This window comes from Actinomadura sp. 7K507, assembly GCF_004348425.1.
Classification (GTDB): domain Bacteria; phylum Actinomycetota; class Actinomycetes; order Streptosporangiales; family Streptosporangiaceae; genus Spirillospora.
In genome coordinates, this window is record NZ_SMKK01000099.1 from 1 (window position 1) to 16,035 (window position 16,035).

The 16,035-nt window shown below is 71.4% G+C and carries 17 protein-coding genes and 1 pseudogene; 5 read left to right on the plus strand and 13 right to left on the minus strand.

Translation table 11 applies throughout. The features are described 5' to 3' along the window. The 3 genes and pseudogenes from E1285_RS22485 to E1285_RS22495 all read left to right on the plus strand — a co-directional run. A pseudogene (locus E1285_RS22485) lies at positions 1–247 on the plus strand (ABC transporter ATP-binding protein); the annotation flags it as partial. Continuing rightward, positions 244–1,449, plus strand: coding sequence for an ABC transporter permease (locus tag E1285_RS22490; protein WP_132155174.1), 1,206 nt, complete (start codon positions 244–246; stop codon positions 1,447–1,449). The pseudogene E1285_RS22485 and the gene E1285_RS22490, both read left to right, overlap by 4 nt. Positions 1,450–1,526: 77 nt before the next feature. Continuing rightward, positions 1,527–1,889 carry a hypothetical protein gene (locus E1285_RS22495; protein ID WP_132155176.1) on the plus strand — a complete coding sequence of 121 codons (363 nt, stop codon included), beginning with the start codon at positions 1,527–1,529 and terminating at the stop codon, positions 1,887–1,889. A gap of 12 nt (positions 1,890–1,901) precedes the next feature. Here E1285_RS22495 and E1285_RS22500 read toward each other — a convergent pair whose 3' ends face one another. Further along, the gene (locus E1285_RS22500; RefSeq protein ID WP_132155178.1) at positions 1,902–2,828 is read right to left on the minus strand and encodes a 2-dehydropantoate 2-reductase; all 927 of its coding nucleotides are present in this window, start codon (positions 2,826–2,828) and stop codon (positions 1,902–1,904) included. Further along, on the minus strand, positions 2,825–4,003 hold the full coding sequence (locus tag E1285_RS22505; protein WP_132155180.1) for an enolase C-terminal domain-like protein: 1,179 nt from the start codon (positions 4,001–4,003) through the stop codon (positions 2,825–2,827). Before E1285_RS22505 ends, E1285_RS22500 begins: the two co-directional genes overlap by 4 nt. Positions 4,004–4,161: 158 nt before the next feature. On the opposite strand from E1285_RS22505, the gene E1285_RS22510 reads away from it, so the two are divergent. Continuing rightward, positions 4,162–4,887 carry a GntR family transcriptional regulator gene (locus tag E1285_RS22510; protein WP_132155182.1) on the plus strand — a complete coding sequence of 242 codons (726 nt, stop codon included), beginning with the start codon at positions 4,162–4,164 and terminating at the stop codon, positions 4,885–4,887. 143 nt (positions 4,888–5,030) lie between these two features. Continuing rightward, entirely contained in the window at positions 5,031–5,594 is a 564-nt protein-coding gene (locus E1285_RS22515) for a VOC family protein (RefSeq protein ID WP_132155184.1), read from the plus strand. A 13-nt stretch (positions 5,595–5,607) separates the two neighbouring features. Here E1285_RS22515 and E1285_RS22520 read toward each other — a convergent pair whose 3' ends face one another. The 11 genes from E1285_RS22520 to E1285_RS22570 form a co-directional block, all read right to left on the minus strand. After that, complete coding sequence (locus tag E1285_RS22520; protein WP_165966705.1) at positions 5,608–6,387, minus strand: IclR family transcriptional regulator; 780 nt, start codon at positions 6,385–6,387, stop codon at positions 5,608–5,610. Positions 6,388–6,397: 10 nt separating this feature from the next. Next, positions 6,398–7,978 carry an AMP-binding protein gene (locus tag E1285_RS22525; protein ID WP_132155188.1) on the minus strand — a complete coding sequence of 527 codons (1,581 nt, stop codon included), beginning with the start codon at positions 7,976–7,978 and terminating at the stop codon, positions 6,398–6,400. Continuing rightward, positions 7,975–9,102 carry an alpha/beta hydrolase gene (locus E1285_RS22530; protein ID WP_132155190.1) on the minus strand — a complete coding sequence of 376 codons (1,128 nt, stop codon included), beginning with the start codon at positions 9,100–9,102 and terminating at the stop codon, positions 7,975–7,977. The genes E1285_RS22525 and E1285_RS22530 overlap by 4 nt, the downstream gene beginning before the upstream one ends. Positions 9,103–9,187: 85 nt before the next feature. Further along, entirely contained in the window at positions 9,188–9,958 is a 771-nt protein-coding gene (locus E1285_RS22535; protein ID WP_132155192.1) for an ABC transporter ATP-binding protein, read from the minus strand. Next, the gene (locus E1285_RS22540) at positions 9,955–10,755 is read right to left on the minus strand and encodes an ABC transporter ATP-binding protein (protein WP_132155194.1); all 801 of its coding nucleotides are present in this window, start codon (positions 10,753–10,755) and stop codon (positions 9,955–9,957) included. The genes E1285_RS22535 and E1285_RS22540 overlap by 4 nt, the downstream gene beginning before the upstream one ends. Further along, the gene (locus E1285_RS22545; protein WP_132155196.1) at positions 10,752–11,882 is read right to left on the minus strand and encodes a branched-chain amino acid ABC transporter permease; all 1,131 of its coding nucleotides are present in this window, start codon (positions 11,880–11,882) and stop codon (positions 10,752–10,754) included. The genes E1285_RS22540 and E1285_RS22545 overlap by 4 nt, the downstream gene beginning before the upstream one ends. 3 nt (positions 11,883–11,885) lie before the next feature. Continuing rightward, positions 11,886–12,767 carry a branched-chain amino acid ABC transporter permease gene (locus tag E1285_RS22550; RefSeq protein WP_132155198.1) on the minus strand — a complete coding sequence of 294 codons (882 nt, stop codon included), beginning with the start codon at positions 12,765–12,767 and terminating at the stop codon, positions 11,886–11,888. Between the two features lie 77 nt (positions 12,768–12,844). Continuing rightward, the gene (locus E1285_RS22555) at positions 12,845–14,074 is read right to left on the minus strand and encodes an ABC transporter substrate-binding protein (protein ID WP_243722975.1); all 1,230 of its coding nucleotides are present in this window, start codon (positions 14,072–14,074) and stop codon (positions 12,845–12,847) included. A 191-nt stretch (positions 14,075–14,265) separates the two neighbouring features. Continuing rightward, the gene (locus tag E1285_RS22560; RefSeq protein WP_165966707.1) at positions 14,266–14,643 is read right to left on the minus strand and encodes a nuclear transport factor 2 family protein; all 378 of its coding nucleotides are present in this window, start codon (positions 14,641–14,643) and stop codon (positions 14,266–14,268) included. Between the two features lie 20 nt (positions 14,644–14,663). Continuing rightward, a complete protein-coding gene (locus tag E1285_RS22565; RefSeq protein ID WP_132155204.1) occupies positions 14,664–15,836 on the minus strand; it encodes an FAD-dependent oxidoreductase in 1,173 nt (390 codons plus the stop codon). Beyond that, a complete protein-coding gene (locus E1285_RS22570) occupies positions 15,833–16,030 on the minus strand; it encodes a ferredoxin (RefSeq protein WP_132155206.1) in 198 nt (65 codons plus the stop codon). Before E1285_RS22570 ends, E1285_RS22565 begins: the two co-directional genes overlap by 4 nt. Positions 16,031–16,035: the final 5 nt, after the last annotated feature.

Consider the following 16,035-nt stretch of genomic DNA (forward strand, 5'->3'; position numbering starts at 1 on the left):
GCGGGTCGCGGTCGCCCGGGCCGTGGTGGGGGAGCCGGATCTGCTGCTGGCCGACGAGCCGACCGGCAATCTCGACTCGAACGCGGGCGCCGAGGTGCTGGATCTGCTGCGGGAGCTGAACGCCTCCGGTACCACCGTCGCGGTCATCACGCATGATCCGGAGGTCGCGGCCGGGGTGCCGCGCCGGGTGCGGCTGCGGGACGGCCTGATCGTGGCCGACGAGCGGGCGGGGGGCGGCGGACGGTGAAGAACGAACCGGTGCCCGCGCGGCTCGGCGCGGGCGATGTGCTGCGTGTCGGCTTCAGCGGGTTGCGGGCGCGTCCGGCCAGGGTCGTGCTGTCGGCGCTCGGCATCGCCATCGGGATCGCCACCATGGTCGCGGTCATCGGGATCTCGTCGTCCGGCAAGGAGGATCTGCTGCGGCGGCTCGACCGGCTCGGCACGAACCTGCTGACGGCCAAGCCCGGCGACACCCTCTTCGGTTCGAAGGCCGAGCTGCCCGGGACGGCGCCGGAGATGGTCCGCAGGATCGGGCCCGTCACGGCGGTCGGCGCGACCGGGGCGGTGGACGCGACCGTCCGCCGCACCGACCGGATCCCCGAGGAGGTCACGCACGGTATCGCGGTGCAGGCGGCCACGATCGAGCTGCTGGGCACGCTCGAGGTGGAGACGGCGCGGGGCCGGTGGCTCCACGCGGGGACGGCCCGCTACCCGGGGGTCGTGCTCGGCTCGGAGGCGGCCGAGCGGCTCGGCCTGGATCGGGTGGGCGGGCAGGTGTGGATCGGCGGACCGAGCGGTGGGCGGTGGTTCACCGTGCTCGGGGTCCTGCGGCCGGCCGAGCTGGCGCCCGAGATCGACCGCTCGGCCCTCGTCGGCTGGGACGCCGCGGGGCGGTATCTGGGGTTCGACGGGCATCCGACGACGATCTACGAGCGGTCCACGGACGCCTCGGTCGGCGACGTCCGGAACGTCCTCGCCCGGACGGTCAACCCCGAGCATCCCGAGGAGGTCGAGGTCAGCCGCCCCTCGGACGCCCTGGAGGCCAGGGCCGCGGCGGACGGTGCGTTCACCGGGCTGCTGCTCGGGCTCGGCGCGGTCGCGCTGCTGGTCGGCGGGGTCGGTGTCGCCAACACCATGGTCATCTCGGTGCTGGAGCGGCGCCGCGAGATCGGGCTGCGCCGGTCGCTGGGGGCGACGCGCGGGCAGGTGCGGCTGCAGTTCCTCGCCGAGTCGCTGCTGCTGTCGGCGTTCGGCGGCGCCGCGGGGGTGGTGCTCGGCGCGGCGGTGACGGCCGGGTTCGCGCTGTGGAAGGGCTGGCCGCCGGTCGTGCCCGGATGGGCCCTCGGCGGCGCGCTCGCCGCCACGCTGGCGATCGGGACGGCCGCGGGCCTGTATCCGGCGATGCGCGCGGCGCGGCTGCCGCCGACCACGGCCCTCGCGGCCGTCTGACCCTGGCGACGCTCCGCCGGACCGGGGCATGATTGGGACGGCAGACGACGTCCCGCCTCGGAGGTGCCTCAACAGCCATGCCGGTGCCACGCCCGCTGCGCGAACGCTGCCGGGAGTTCCTCGGGATCGACGGAGAGATCCGCTACATCTTCCCCGCGTCGTCCTTCGGCGGCGGGGCGGGCTTCGTCTTCGTCATCACCGACGACCAGCTCGCGGTGATCTCCACCGGCTCGGCGCGCGGCAGCAAGCCGAAGACCGTGTGGGGCAGCTATCCCCGCGGTACCCGGGTCGGGCCGGTGGAGACCGGCGCGGGGGCCTCGTTCGAGTTCGCCGGGGCGGTGTTCGAGGTGGACGACGAGTACATCGCGGTCGTCAACGCCGCCGACGCCGAGATCTTCGACCGTGCCAGCCTGCCCGAGGACCCCCTGCCGGATCTCTAGGGGGCCGGATCTCTAGGGGGTGCGTCGCCAGGCGGTCTCGCGGTGGCGGGCGAGGGCGGTCAGCGCCTGGTTCACCGGTGCGGTGCGGCCCACCTTCGCCGCCTCCCGCGGGACCGCACCGTTGATCACGTCGATCTCGCTGGTGCGGCGGGCCTCGTGGTCCAGCAGTGCCGACGGCTTGGCGCCGGGCATCCGGGAGGCGAACTCGCGTACCAGTTCCACGGGGTCCGGGACGTCGACGGCCACCCCGCGCCACCGGGCGGTCTCCCACGCCTCGGTCGCCGCGGCCTGGCTCGTCAGGGACAGCTCGGGATGGTCACGGACCTCGCCCACGGTCAGTCCGGTCAGGGCGCAGGGAGCACTGTAGGCGACGTTGCAGATGAGCTTCTCCCATTGCATCGCGATGACGTCGTCCACGGCCTCCGCGTCGAACCCGGCCGTTCGCCAGGCCGCCGCCACCTCTTCGACACGTTCGGGGGGCAGGGAGCTGTGGGCGCCGAACCTCAGGGCGCGCATCGCGTTGTGGTGCGCGCGGCCCGGCCCCCGCAGGCCGGCGCCGAAGCCGCTGGCGATGCCGATGGCCAGGCGTCCGGCGCCCACCGCGTCGGCGACGACATCGGCCGAGCCGAGGCCGTTCTGGATGGTCAGGACGGTGGTCTCCGGGTGCTGTAGCGGTGCGAGTCCCGCCGCGGCCCCGGGTACGTCGGCGGCCTTGACGGCGAGTACCACGAGGTCGACGGGATCGTCGGGGGCGGTGGTGTGGGCCGCGACCGCGGCGCGGAACTCCCCGTCGGGCCCGGTGACGTGCAGGCCGTCGCGGGCGATGGCCTCCACGTGGGCCTGCCACGGGTCGACCACCGACACCTCGTGGCCCGCGCGGCTCAGGCGCGCCGCGTACACCGAGCCCATGGCTCCACAGCCGACGACGGAGATCCTCATGAGTCCAGTTCCTTGAGGAGGTTGGTGATCTCGTCACCGAGGCCCGGCTTGGCCTCCAGGCCGAACCCGGGCGCCTGGCCGGGGTGGATCAGGCCGTCGGAGAGCCGGCAGTCCGGGCTGTAGCCGCCGAAGGGCTCGAAGACCCCGGGATAGGCCTCGCAGCCGCCCAGCCCCAGTCCGATCACGACGTGCAGGTTGATCAGGTGCCCGCCGTGCGGGAACGCCTGGGATCGGTCGACACCGCACGATTCCATGGCCTCGATCATGCGGGCGTACTCGGTCAGCCCGTAGCTGAGCCCGGCGTCCATCTGGAAGATGTCCCGGTCGGGCCGTACTCCGCCGTAGGCGAGCAGGTTGCGCACGTCCTGGACGGAGAAGAGGTTCTCGCCGGTGGCGATGGCCCCTGGATAGGCCTCGGTCAGTTCCCTGTGCAGCGCGTAGTCGAGCGGGTCGGTCGCCTCTTCGTACCAGCGCAGGCCGAGACCCGCCAGAGCCTCGGCGTAGGCCAGGGCCTGGGCCCGGTCGAAGCGTGCGTTGGCGTCGACGGCCACCCCGGCCCCGCCGCCCATCACCTCGACGGCCGCCTCGACCCGGGCGAGGTCCTCGGGGAGCGGCAGGCCACCGATCTTGATCTTGACCGTGGGGTAGCCCTCGTCCGCGTAACCGGCGAGCTCGTCGCGGAGCCGGTCGAGGGAGTCGCCGGGGTGGTAGTAGCCTCCCGCGGCGTAGACCGGCACGCCAGTGGTCATGGGCCGGCGGTCGAAGGCCCGCGCGATGGCGGCATGGGCCGGCTCGTCGTGGTGCTTGGCCAGCAGGTCCCACACCGCGAGCTCGACGGCGCCGGCCGCCGCGGCGCGGTCGCCGTGGCCGCCGGGCTTCTCGTCCCGCATGGCGCATTCGAGCACGCGGGCGGGGGAGAGCAGCCCGGTCGACGGGTCGAGCAGGGCGCCGGGGTCGGCGGCCAGCAGCCGCGGGATCATCCGGTCGCGCAGGATGCCCCCTTGGGCATGGCGTCCGATCGAGTTGAAGGCGATGCCGGTGAGCGGACGCCCGTTCCGGCGCACGTCGGTCTGCACGGCCACCAGGGAGACGGTGTGCTCGGCGAAGTTCACCACGGAGTTGGTGATGTTCCCGTGGAGAGGGACCGCGACCTCGCGGACGTCGATGATGCGCATGGCCTCTAGCGTATAGACTAGACCAATCGAATTGTCTAGTCTAATGAGAGTTTCCCAGGACGGATGCGGTCGCCCGCCAGCGTGGCACTCTACCCGGGTGCCACGGGCCACAATGTCCTAGCCCCTGCGGACAGTGGACCCGAGGGCGGGAGAGGGCAATGAGGCGTTACGAGGAAGTCGCCGAGGAGCTGGTCCGGCAGATCCAGTCGGGACGATGGCCGATCGGCGGGAAGTTCGCGCCCGAAGTGGACCTGGCGGCGGAGTTCGACGTGAGCCGGGGCACGATCAGGGCCGCGCTCGACATCGTGGAGGAGTTGGGACTCGTCTCCCGCCGGCCCCGGCGCGGTACCCGCGTCGAGCGCCTCAAGTCGCAGCCGGTCTTCGCCCGTTCCCTGCATTCGGTGGACGACCTGACGCAGTACTCCGTGGAGACCGACCGCCAGGTGCTCTCGATCGCCGATGTGGTGGTCGACGAGGTCGACGCCCGGGTCCTGGGCTGCCGCCCGGGGCAGCGCTGGACCAAGATCCGGATGCTGCGCATCGACCCGGCCGACGACGGCTGGCCGCTGTGCTGTACCGACGTCTACCTCGAGCCCGACATCGCCGATGCGGTGGGGGACCGGGTGCTGGACCCCAAGCGGTTGATCTCGGACATGGTCGAGCAGACGACGGGCCGCACCGTGCACACCATCGAGCAGCGGATCCGGGCGGCGACGGTGCCGGACGCCATGGTCGACCTGCTGCGCACCACCGCCGGTTCGCCCGTGCTGCAGATGACGCGGCGCTACCTGGACCGTGCCGGGCACCCCTTCGAGATCACGGTCTCGATGCACCCCGCCGAGCGGTTCGAGTACGCCGTTGACCTGGAGCGCGGCCGCGGCTGACGGGGTCGACAGGGAGCGGGGACGGGCGTAGCGTCTCGACTCAATAGTCCAGACCTTTTGAGTAAAAATCTGGTGACCAGAAACACTTTCTGTTACGGTGCCGGTGGGTCACTCGCCAGTGGGTCACTTGAAGGAGGATCACGATGGGCAGCAACTCCGAGTTCGAACTCCAGGGGCTCTGTCACCTCGCACTCGTCTGCGAGGACATGGAGCGCACCGTCGACTTCTACACCAACGTCCTCGGCATGAAGCTGAGCAAGACGATCCAGATGCCCAACGGCGGGCAGCACTTCTTCTTCGACATGGGCGGTGAGCAGTTCCTGGCCTTCTTCTGGTTCCCGAAGGCGCCCAAGCGGGCCCCCGGCGTCGCCTCCGCCGCGGAACTGCCGGGCCTCGGCGACATCGCCACGGCCCACGGCTCCATGAACCACGTCGCGTTCAAGATCCCGCTCGACAGGTTCGAGGAGTACAAGGCCAAGCTGGACGCCAAGGGCGTCCGGACCGGCCCCGTCCTGGAGCACGACGACAGCCCGCGCGGTGTGGCGGAGAAGTACCACGAGGGCGTCTACGTCCGCTCGATGTACTTCTTCGACCCGGACGGGGTGCTGCTGGAGTTCGCCGCCTGGACGCGTGAGCTGAACGAGGACGACGTCAACCTCGCGCCGATGACCGCTGCGGGGGTCCCGTCCGCCGGGGGCGTCCCGTAACCCGCGGCCCCGCTCAGGAGAAGAAGCTCCGGCACTGCTCGGCGAAGCGCAGCAGGTTCTCGGCCACGGCCACCTCGGCGAAATCCTGCCGGCGGTGGCTGGGCGCCGAGATGCTCACCGCGTAGCGGGCCCCGGCATGGGTGCCGAGCGGCACGGCCACCGCGATGACCCCGTCCTCGCTCTCCTGCAACCCGGTGGCGTAGCCCCGCTTGCGGATGCGGTCCAGATCCTCCAGGAGCGCGGTCCGGGTGCACAGGGAATGGGGGGTCAGCGCCTCCAGTTCCTCCCGCGGGTAGAGCGCGACGACGGCCTCGTCCGGCAGCAGCGACAGCAGCACCTTGCCCGAGGCCGAGGCATGGGCCGGGAGGGTCTTGCCCATGCGCGATACGACCCGCACCGCCCGCCCGCTCTCCACGGCGTCGACGAAGGACACCAGCGAGCCGTCGAGGCGGGCGAGGTGGACGGTCTCGTCGTAGTGCTCGGAGAGTTCCTCCAGCATCGGGCGGACCTGTTCGCGGACGTCGATCTGCCGCAGCACCGAGAAGGCGATCTCGGTGAGCGCGGGACCCGGCTCGTAGGCCCGTGAGCTGCTCGACTGGCGGACGAACCCCCGGTACTGCAGCATCGCCAGCACCCGGTGCGCGGTGGACGACGCCACCGAGAGGTACTCGCTCACCTCGGTGAGGCGAAGGCTCTTGCGCTCGCCCAGCAGGAGCAGGATGCGCAGCGCGTTGTCGACCGACTCGATCGGATACTGCGGCTTGCGAGGCTGAGCGGGGGAGGAGCTGTCCACCCAGCGGATCTTATCCGCGGACGCTGTCATCGAGCCTTCCATCTCGCAGTTCGAACTTGAGCACTTTCCCTGAAGCGTTGCGGGGGAGCCGCTCGACCGTCTCGACGCCGGTCGGCAGCTTGTACGCCGCCAGCTCGCGCCGGGCGTGCTCGCGCAGCTCCTCGAGCAACGGCGCCGGCCGCCCGGGGACCGGCGAGACCACCGCGACCGGCGTCTCGCCCCATCGTGGATGCGGCCGGCCGACCACCGCCACCTCGGCGATGTCCGGGTGTGAGGCGAGCACGTTCTCCACCTCGGCACAGTAGACGTTCTCGCCGCCGGTGATGACCATGTCCTTGAGCCGGTCGACGACGTGGACGAACCCTTCGTCGTCGACCCGGACCAGGTCACCGGAGTGGAACCAGCCCCCGGCGAAGGCCTCGGCGGTCGCGTCGGGCAGGTTCCAGTAGCCCGACATCAGGCCCGGCCCCCGGTAGACGATCTCGCCGATCTCCCCGGCGGGGACGTCGTTCATCTCGGTGTCGACCACGCGCACCGCCACACCCGGCGCCGGCCGCCCCACCGAGCCCAGCTTCCGGCGGGCGTCCTTGCCCTCCAGGACGCAGGTGACCGGTGACATCTCGGTCTGGCCGAAGAGGGCGAGCATGTCCGCGCCGCCGAAGACCTCGGCCATCTCGCGCAGGAGCGTGTCGGAGGCCGGGGCGGCCCCCCACGCGGCGACGCGCAGCCGGGACAGGTCACGGGGCCGCCGGCGCTGCTCGGTCACGAGTGCCTGCCATTGGGCGGGCACCAGGAAGACGGAGGTGACCCGGTGCTCGGCCATCACGTCGAGGTGCTCGCCGGCGTCGAACGCGCCGGTGGGCGTCACGACCACCGAGGCGCCGACGAGCAGGGCGGGAGCCAGCCCTCCGATGGCGCCGATGTGGAAGAGCGGCGAGGCGCAGAGGTAGACCTCGTCGTACATCTCGAAGCGGAAGGCGACCAGGTTGGTCTGGCTCTGGGCGAGCAGGTTCCGGTGGGTGAGCACCGCGCCCTTGGGGCGTCCGGTCGTGCCGGAGGTGTACATGATCAGCGCCGGCGCGGCCTCGTCCAGGCCGATCGCCGCGAGTTCGTCGGCGGGCGAACTCGCTGCGGGGCCGTCGAGCAGGCCCGCATGGGCCGGTCCCGCCTGTGCGGAGACGTCCACCACGCGGATGCCGTCGTCCTTGGCCGCGCCGGCGGCCAGCCGGTGGTACGCGGCATCGGTGAGCACCAGGGAGGCGCCGCAGTCGCGGAGGATGAAGGCCACCTCACCGGTGGCCAGCCGGGGATTCACCGGCACCCCGATCGCGCCGGCGGCACTGACCGCCAGGAGCGACTCGACGTACTCGATCCCGTTGCCCATCACGAAGGCGACCCGGTCGCCTTCGCCGACGCCCAGGCGCGCGAGCGAGCGGCTGAACCGCAGCACCCGGTCCGCGAGCCGCCGCCACGTGTGGGAGACCGCACCGCACCGCAGCGCGGTCACCTCGGGCCGGACGTGGGCATGCCGGGCCAGGTGCGCGACCCAGTGCTGGCCCCGAGCGCCATGGATCGCCGCGGACGCCGTCATCGCCCGCTCCCGCCCCCGAAGCGCGTGACGATCCAGTCGGCGATCGTGTCGGCGACCGAGTCACGGGCACCCGCGGGCTCCAGGAAGTAGTGGTCCCCGGGGTGGTCGTGACGGGTCTTGTCCTCGCTGGCGAGGGCATCGGCGATCCGGTCGGCGTCGCTGGGGAAGACACCGGTGTCCCCGGTCGGGTTCATGACCAGTGCCGGGACCGTGATCTTGGTCAGGTTGCCCTCACCGCGGCAGGGCGACTCGCTCAGGCTCCACATGTTGAGCCAGTTGCGCACGGTCGTCTCCCCGGCGATACCGCGGTCGCCCCGGTTGGCGGCCTCGACGGGCCCACGGTAGCAGCTGTTCGGTTTCCGGTCGGTGGGCTCCAGCGTGGGGTCGACCATCCTCGGGTCGGCCCAGGTCCGGGGCACGGTGAAGTGTCGGTCGTAGTAGCCGGCCTCGGTGAGCCGGGCCAGCTCCGCCTTGGCCCAGGCGGTGATCCGGTGGTTGCGGTCGACCTGCGCCTGCCGGTAGCGCTCGATGAACTCCGGGCTGTACGGCGGGCCGTTCCGCGGGTTGAACAGGTCGAGGGAGGGGTCGGTGGCCACGGGGTCGAACTCGTCGACGACCGCGGCGTCCATCCAGGCGGTGAGGACGTCGGGACGGCCCAGGTGCGCCGCCAGGGACACGTAGCCGTCGGCGGCGGGCAGCTCGTCCACGCCCGGGACGGGTTTGTGGCCGACCGGGGGCCGCAGGGCCGGGTCGACGGCCTGGGCCTGGTACGCGGCCATCAGGGAGCCGCCCCCCGAGTTGCCCAGCAGGATGACCGAGTCGATCCCGGCCTCCTCGCGGAGCCAGCGCACGCCGACGCCGATGTCCACCAGTGCCTGGTCGAGCCGGAAGTTCCACTCGTAGCCGCGGAACCGGGTGTTCCATCCCAGGAAGCCGATGCCCCGCTCGGCCATCAGGTCGGCGAGATAGTGCTCGGCGAAGTCGATCTGGTAGTGGGTGGCGATCAACGCGGTCTTCGGGCGATCGCCCTCCGGCGCGTGGTAGAGGCCCTGGCAGGGATGCCCGCCGGCACCTGCCCGCGGGGCGCCGGCGGAGGGGCGGGAGATGAAGGTGCGGGTGGTCATCGGACCGTCACCTCCAGCGGCAGCCCGTTCCACGAACGCTCGCGCAGGCTTCCGGCGATTCCGCAGCCGGTGATGTCCGCCGTGCTCACAGTGCCCCTCCCAGGTAGGCGTTGATGACGGCCTCGTCGCGGACGACGCCGGCCGGGACGTCGAGGGCGATGCGGCGTCCGAAGTCGAGCACGCAGACCCGGCTCGAGATGCCCATCACCATCGACATGTCGTGTTCGACCAGGAGCATCGTGATGCCCAGGTCGGAGTTGACCTCGCTCAGGGTCGCCGCCATCTCGGCGGTCTCCTCGTGGTTCATCCCCGCCACCGGCTCGTCGAGCAGCAGCAGCCGGGGCTCCATGCACAGCGAGCGCGCGAGCTCGACCCGCTTCTGCACGCCGTGGGGCAGCGGGCCGACCGTGTGCTGCAGCAGGCCGCCGAGTCCGAGGCGGTCGGCCACCTCGGTGACCTGCCGCAGCGCCGCGCGCTCCTCACGGGCGCTGCGCCCCCATCGGACCATGCTGGCCACCGGCCCGGAGCGGAGGTGCTGGTGCCGGGCCAGGAGCAGGCATTCCTGCACGGTCATGGCCGGGAAGACGTCGACGTTCTGGAACGTGCGGGCGATCCCGGCGTGCGCGATCCGGTGGGGAGGGCGGCCCAGGAGCTCCTTGCCGTCGAACCTGATGCTCCCCGCCTGCGGGCGGTAGATCCCCGAGATGCAGTTGAACAGCGTGGACTTGCCGGCGCCGTTGGGGCCGATCACGGCGAAGAACTCGCCCTCGTCGATGGTGAAGGTGACCCCGTCGAGCGCGCGGACTCCCGCGAACGACAGGGTGAGGTCCTCGACCTCGAGCAGCGCGGGGCTCATGAGTCGTCTCCTCGGGGGGCGGCGGGTGCCGTGCCGACACCGAGGTAGGCCGCCGCGATGTCGTTGTCCTGCTCCAGTTCCGCGGGGGTGCCCTCCGCGTAGACCCTTCCGCCCTCAAGGAGGTAGGCGTAGCCGGAGATCGACAGGGCCATGCGTGCGTTCTGCTCGACGAGCAGGATCGAGGTGCCCTGCTCGTTGATGGACACGATGATGTCCCGGACCTGCTCGACGAGCTGGGGCGCGAGCCCGAGGCTGGGCTCGTCCATGAGCAGCAGCTTCGGCCGGGACATCAGGGCCCGCGCGATCGCCAGCATCTGCTGCTCGCCGCCGGACAGGTAGCCCGCCTTGCGGTCCAGCAGGTCGCGCAGGCGCGGCAGCAGCGCCAGCACCTCGTCGCGGGCCGCGGTGAGCGCGGCGCCGCGGTAGCGGCGGACGTGCCCTCCGGTGGTGAGGTTCTCGGCGACGGTGAGGCCCGGGAAGACCATCCTGCCCTCCAGGCACTGCGCGAGCCCGGCGCGGACGCGCCGCGACGCGCGCGCCCCGGTCATGTCCTTGCCGAAGAGTTCCACCCGCCCGCTGGTGAGGCGTCCGCGGTGCAGCCCGAGCAGGCCCGAGATCGCCCGCATCGAGGTGCTCTTGCCCGCCCCGTTGGGGCCGAGCAGGCTGACGACCTGCCCCTGGGACACCCGCAGGGTCAGGTCGGTCACGGCGTTCTCGGCGGCGCCGTAGCTCGCGCTGATGGCCGTGGTCTGCAGGGCCGGAGGGCCGCCGGACGCGTTCGAGGCGTTGCCGCTCATGAAGTCTTCCGCCTTTCGCGTGAGCCGCCCAGGGGTGCGCGCAGGCGCCGCCAGGCCCGGAGCGCGAGCGCCCGGATCCCGTTGGGCTCGAAGAGCAGGATCAGCACGATCACCAACCCGTAGAGGAATCCGGACAGCAGCGGTGCCGTGATGCCGCCGTCGGTGCTCACCCCCTTGCGGACGAAGGGCAGGAAGCCCGAGGCCTGGTTCACGACCTCGGGCATCGCCCGCACGAACAGGGCCCCCAGCAGGGCCCCGGAGACCGTGCCCATACCGCCGATTACGATCATGGCGATGAAGTCGACCGAGAGCATCAGGTGCCACTGGCCGGGGGTGAAGTAGCCCATGTAGGAAACCAGCAGGGCACCGGAGATGCCGGCGAAGAAGGACGAGATGACGAAGGCGATCGTCTTGGTCCGGGTCACCGGGACGCCCACCACCGCGGCCGCCACGTCCTTGTCCCGCACGGCCATGAAGGCGCGGCCGAGTCGCGAGCGCTTGAGGTTGTAGGTGAGCAGCATGACCACCAGCAGGATCGCCAGCGCGAAGTACCACCAGGCCTGGAAGGAGTCGAGGATCATCCGGTCCCCGGCCATGACGCCCAGGCTGAGGTCCTGGTCGCCGAAGAGGACCGGTGCCGCCGGACGCCCGTTCACCCCGCCGCTCAGCTCCGTCCACGTCTCCCACACGTAGAGGCCGATGAAGATCAGGGCGAGGGTGGCGACGGCCAGGTAGAGGCCGCGGATGCGGACGGCGATGGGCGCGACCAGGGCGCCCGCGGCGGCGGCCGCGAGGCCGGCCGCCGGCAGCCAGAGCCACCAGGGCAGGCCCTTGTCGGCGCCGAGCCAGGCCGAGCTGTAGGCGCCGATGGCCATGAAGAAGGCGTGGCCCAGCGAGATCTGGCCGGCGAGCCCGGTGATCACCTGCATGCCGAGGGCGGCGACGGCGGCGATCAGCGTGAGGATGCCGATGCCGAGCCACAGTTCGGAGCGCACGACCAGCGGCAGCACGATCATGGCGGCGATCCACAGGCAGACGCCCATCCGTCCGCGGGTGAACAGGCCGTGCGGGCGCGGCCCGGGAATCGCGGCGTCGTGGGGGGCCGGAGGGCTGGTGAGAACTGACACGGCTCAGACCCTTTCGATGCTTCGACTGCCGAACAGTCCGTAGGGCCGGACCAGCAGGACCAGGAGCATGAGGACGTACGGCAGCACGTCGTGCAGGCGGCCCCCGCCGATGTCGCTGAGGTAGTTGGAGCCCAGGACCTGGGTGAGCCCCACGGCCAGGCCACCGACCACGGCTCCCATCAGGGAGTCCATGCCTCCGATGACGATCGCCGGGATCGCGATGAGCGCGAGGTCGCCGATGCTGGGGGAGACCACGCGGGGGAACGAGGCGAGAAAGATCGCCGCGGTCACCGCGAGGAACGCCGCCAGGGCCCAGGAGAGCGCGAACATGCGCCCCACGTCGATGCCCTGGGCCAGGGCGGCCTCCTGGCTGCTGGCGGTCGCGCGCAGCGCCAGCCCGTGGCGGGTCCGCTGGAAGAAGAAGGCGACGGCGGCCAGGACGATGACCGACACGGCCACGGTGGCCAGGGCGCTGTTGGGCAGCACGACCGACCCCACCTTGGTGGTGCCGGAGCCGACCGGCCCCACCGAGTCGTGGCTGCCGACGCCCCACACCATCAGGATGGCGTTGTGCAGCATGGTCGAGATGCCGAGGGTGGCGAGCACCACGACGGTCACCGAACGTCCGATCAGGCCGCGGATCAGCATTCGCTCGACCAGCAGCGCGAGGCCGATGGTGACCGCCACGGCCCCGACGAAGGCCAGCGGGTAGGGCATCCGGGGCATCAGGATCAGGACGAGGTAGGCGCCGATCGCGACGAACTCGCCGTGCGCGAAGTTGAAGGTGTGCGAGCCCTTGAACATGATCACGAACCCGAGCGCGATCAGCCCGTAGACCAGGCCCAGGGCGATGCCCTGGAAGCCGAGCTGGAGGAAGAGGGTCATCTGGAGATCCTGGGTCGGGATGGTGGGAAGGGGAGCCGGGGTGCGGGGGCCCGGTCGAGCCCCCGCACCCCGGGTCGTCACTTGCCCCTGGACTCGTCCCAGGACTTGGCGGCCTCGGACTCGAAGAAGCTGGCGACCGGCACCTGGACGCCGTCCTCGCCGATCTTGTTGATGCGGGACTGGAAGCTCACGATCGAGTCGCCGTCACCGAGGTCGATGGGAGGAAGGATGTCGTCGAAGGGGACCTTGAGGTCGGTCATCGCCTTCTTGACGCCGTCGCGGGTGAGGTCCTTGGCCTTGCAGGCCTTGGTCAGCGCCTCCACGACCACCGTTCCGTTGATCCAGCCGCCGACTTCGAAGTTGTCCGGCTTGGCGTCGGGGGCGTAGGCCTCGCGGGCCTTGGTCAGTGCCTTGATGCCGGCGTTGTCGTCGTTGAGGGTGCCGTAGCCGCCGGAGACGAAGTAGTTGTCCAGCAGGCCCTTCAGGGGCTTCCCGAGGCTGGACGACCAGGCGCCGGAGGAGGACACGAAGGTCGGCTTGAAGCCGAACTGGGCCGACTGGCCGATGATGCCGGCGGTCTGGGCGGGGGTGACGCCCAGCATGACGATCTCGGCTCCGGCGTCCTTGAGGCTGTTGATCTGGGCAGTGAAGTCGGTGTCGGCGTTGGTGTAGGTCGGCTTGGCGACGACCTTCAGGCCCTCCGTGGCCTCCGCCGCGTGGTTGAGGGCGTCGAGGTAGACCTCGCCGGTCTCGTCGGCCGACGTCACGAACCCGACGTTGACGGTCTTGCTGGCCGAGGCGCCGGCCTGCTCGGCGGCCCAGGTCAGGCCGTTGATGAGCTCGACCTCGAAGGGCGGCATGGCGACGTAGACGTTGGGGAGGTCGAGGGTCTGGGTGTTGATGGACGCCGAGAGCGTGGGCATGTTGTCCCGCTTGATGCTGGACTGGACGGCGTTCAGGCCGGCGGTGCCCACGAACTGGGCCACCATCAGGTTCTTGGGCGCCGCGGCGCGGTACTGCTGGGTGGTGATCTGCGGGTCGTACTTGGTGTCGCGCTTGTCGACCACGACCTTGCGTCCGCAGACACCGCCGTCGCGGTTGATCTGGTCCATCTTGGCTTCGACGCCGAGGGAGCCGGCGATGCCGCCCTGGGCGATCGGACCGGAGAAGTCGCTGATGACGGTCACGCTGATCTCGTCGTCGGTGACGCCGGGGCCCATGGCGACGCCGTCGGCGCCGGTCTCGGCACCGCCGGATCCCGAGCCGCTGCCACATGCGGTGAGGGTCAGCAGAGAGGCGACCGCCACTGCGGTCAAGGGCTTCTTGAGCATGGGGTTCGTGTCTTTCTTGCTCGAGGATCCGCGTCTCGGTGACACGGCTCACAAAGATTAGACCAGACTAAACAGAAAGAGAAGAGAGGGGCTCTGCAAGTTGGAGAAGCCGTGTGTCCAGCGCGTTCTCCGAAGCCGGGGCCGCGGCGCCCCGAACGAGGCTCGCGTCAGGCGCGCCAGGCGAACGTGATCTGCCGCGCCGCGAAGCGCCAGCCCGCCTCGGTGCGGACCAGCCGGTCGAGGTAGTCCCCGGCGCCGGCCGGCTGCCCGTCGGCGCCCCGGAGCACGAAGTAGGCCCGTCCCGTGGCGTTCTCGTCGTCGGCCAGGTCGACGAGGACGTTGCTGTTCTCGTGGCGCGGCGACTCCGCCGTGCGGGCCGCGACCAGCTTGGCGAGTGCCTCGGCGCCGGCGAAGGCGGGCCCGCCGGTGATCTCCATGCGGCCGTCGCCGGTGAAGCAGCCGAGGAGGGCCTCGACGTCCCGGGCGTCGATGGAGAGGCTGTAGCGCGCGTAGAGCTGGGTGATGTCGGTGATGTGGTCGGGCAACGTGACTCCATGTCGGACTGTCAGGGGGCTATGGCATCGAGGACTTCGGTCGTCAGGGCGCCGCTCGCGATGGCCCGGCGGGAGGCCAGGGCGCCACGCGGCCACCCCAGCGAGACCGCGCCGACCACGCGTCCGCCGGCGTCCCACAGGGCGAGCAGGCGGTCCCCGTCCTCCACCACCCGTGGCTCGACGTCGGGATCCACGGCACCGAGCACCTGGATGGTGCGGCCGTGCTGATCGCTCCACACCATGGGCACCTCGCAGGGGGCCTGCGGGTGCTCCGGGTCGAGCAGGGTCGCCGCGACGCACCTGGCCTGCTCCTGGGCGGAGTTCCAGTGCTCGATCCGCCGGCCGGCCCCTCCGTCCGCGGTAGCCCAGCCGGCGATGTCGCCGACGGCGAAGACGTGGTCGGCCCCTAGGGCGCGGCCATGCCGGTCACAGGCGATGCCGTCCTCCAGGTGCAGGCCCGACCCGGCCAGCCATTCCACGTCGACCTCTGCTCCGATCCCCACCAGCACGTGATCGGCGCGGAGCACCTCCCCGTCGTCGAGCCGGACCCTGATCCCGTCAGCGTGACGGTCCAGGGCCTCGACGACCCTGCCCAGCCTCAGGTTCACGCCCGCCCGGTCGTGCCAGGTGAGGATGCGTTCGCCCAAGCGCCGGCCGACGACCCGGGCAGGAGGGGTGGGCAGCGGATCCACCAGCGTGACGCGGCATCCGTGGGAGATCGCGGCGCCGGCGGCCTCTGCCCCGATGAAGCCGGCGCCCACCACCACGAGGTCACCACCACGGGCGAGGTCGGCGTGCAGCGCGCGCGCGTCGGCCAGCGTCCGCAGCACGTGGACGCCGGGTCCGCTCCAAGCCGGCGACCTCGCCCGCATCCCGGTGGCGATCACCAGCACGCCGTAGTCGAGCCGGCTCCCATCGGACAGGCCGAGGCGGCGGGCCCCGGTGTCCAAGCCGGTCGCCTCGACGCCGAGCAGCAGCTCCAGGCCGAGCTGTTCCGCCTCCGGAAAGGTGAGCAGCCGGGTGGGCTCCTTCAGCCGTCCCTTGGAGAGCGGCGGCTTGTCGTAGGGCTCCTCCGCCTCCCGGTCGACCAGGCGGATACGTCCGGTGAAGCCGCGGGAACGCAGGGTCCGGGCCAGGGTGACCCCCGCCACCGAGGCGCCGACGATCACCAGGTCGCCGGTCATGCCCCCTCGAGCCGGAGAGCCGCGGCCGGGCAGCCGCGGGCCGCGCGGTCGACGCGCTCGCGGTCGGCCTCGGGGACCTCGGTGGCCAGCAGCACGACGAGGCCGTCGTCATCGATGTCGAAGTAGTCGTCGGCCGCGATGACGCAGCTGGCGTAGCCTTGGCAGGCCGCGACGTCCGCCTTCAGGATGGGCACTCGGG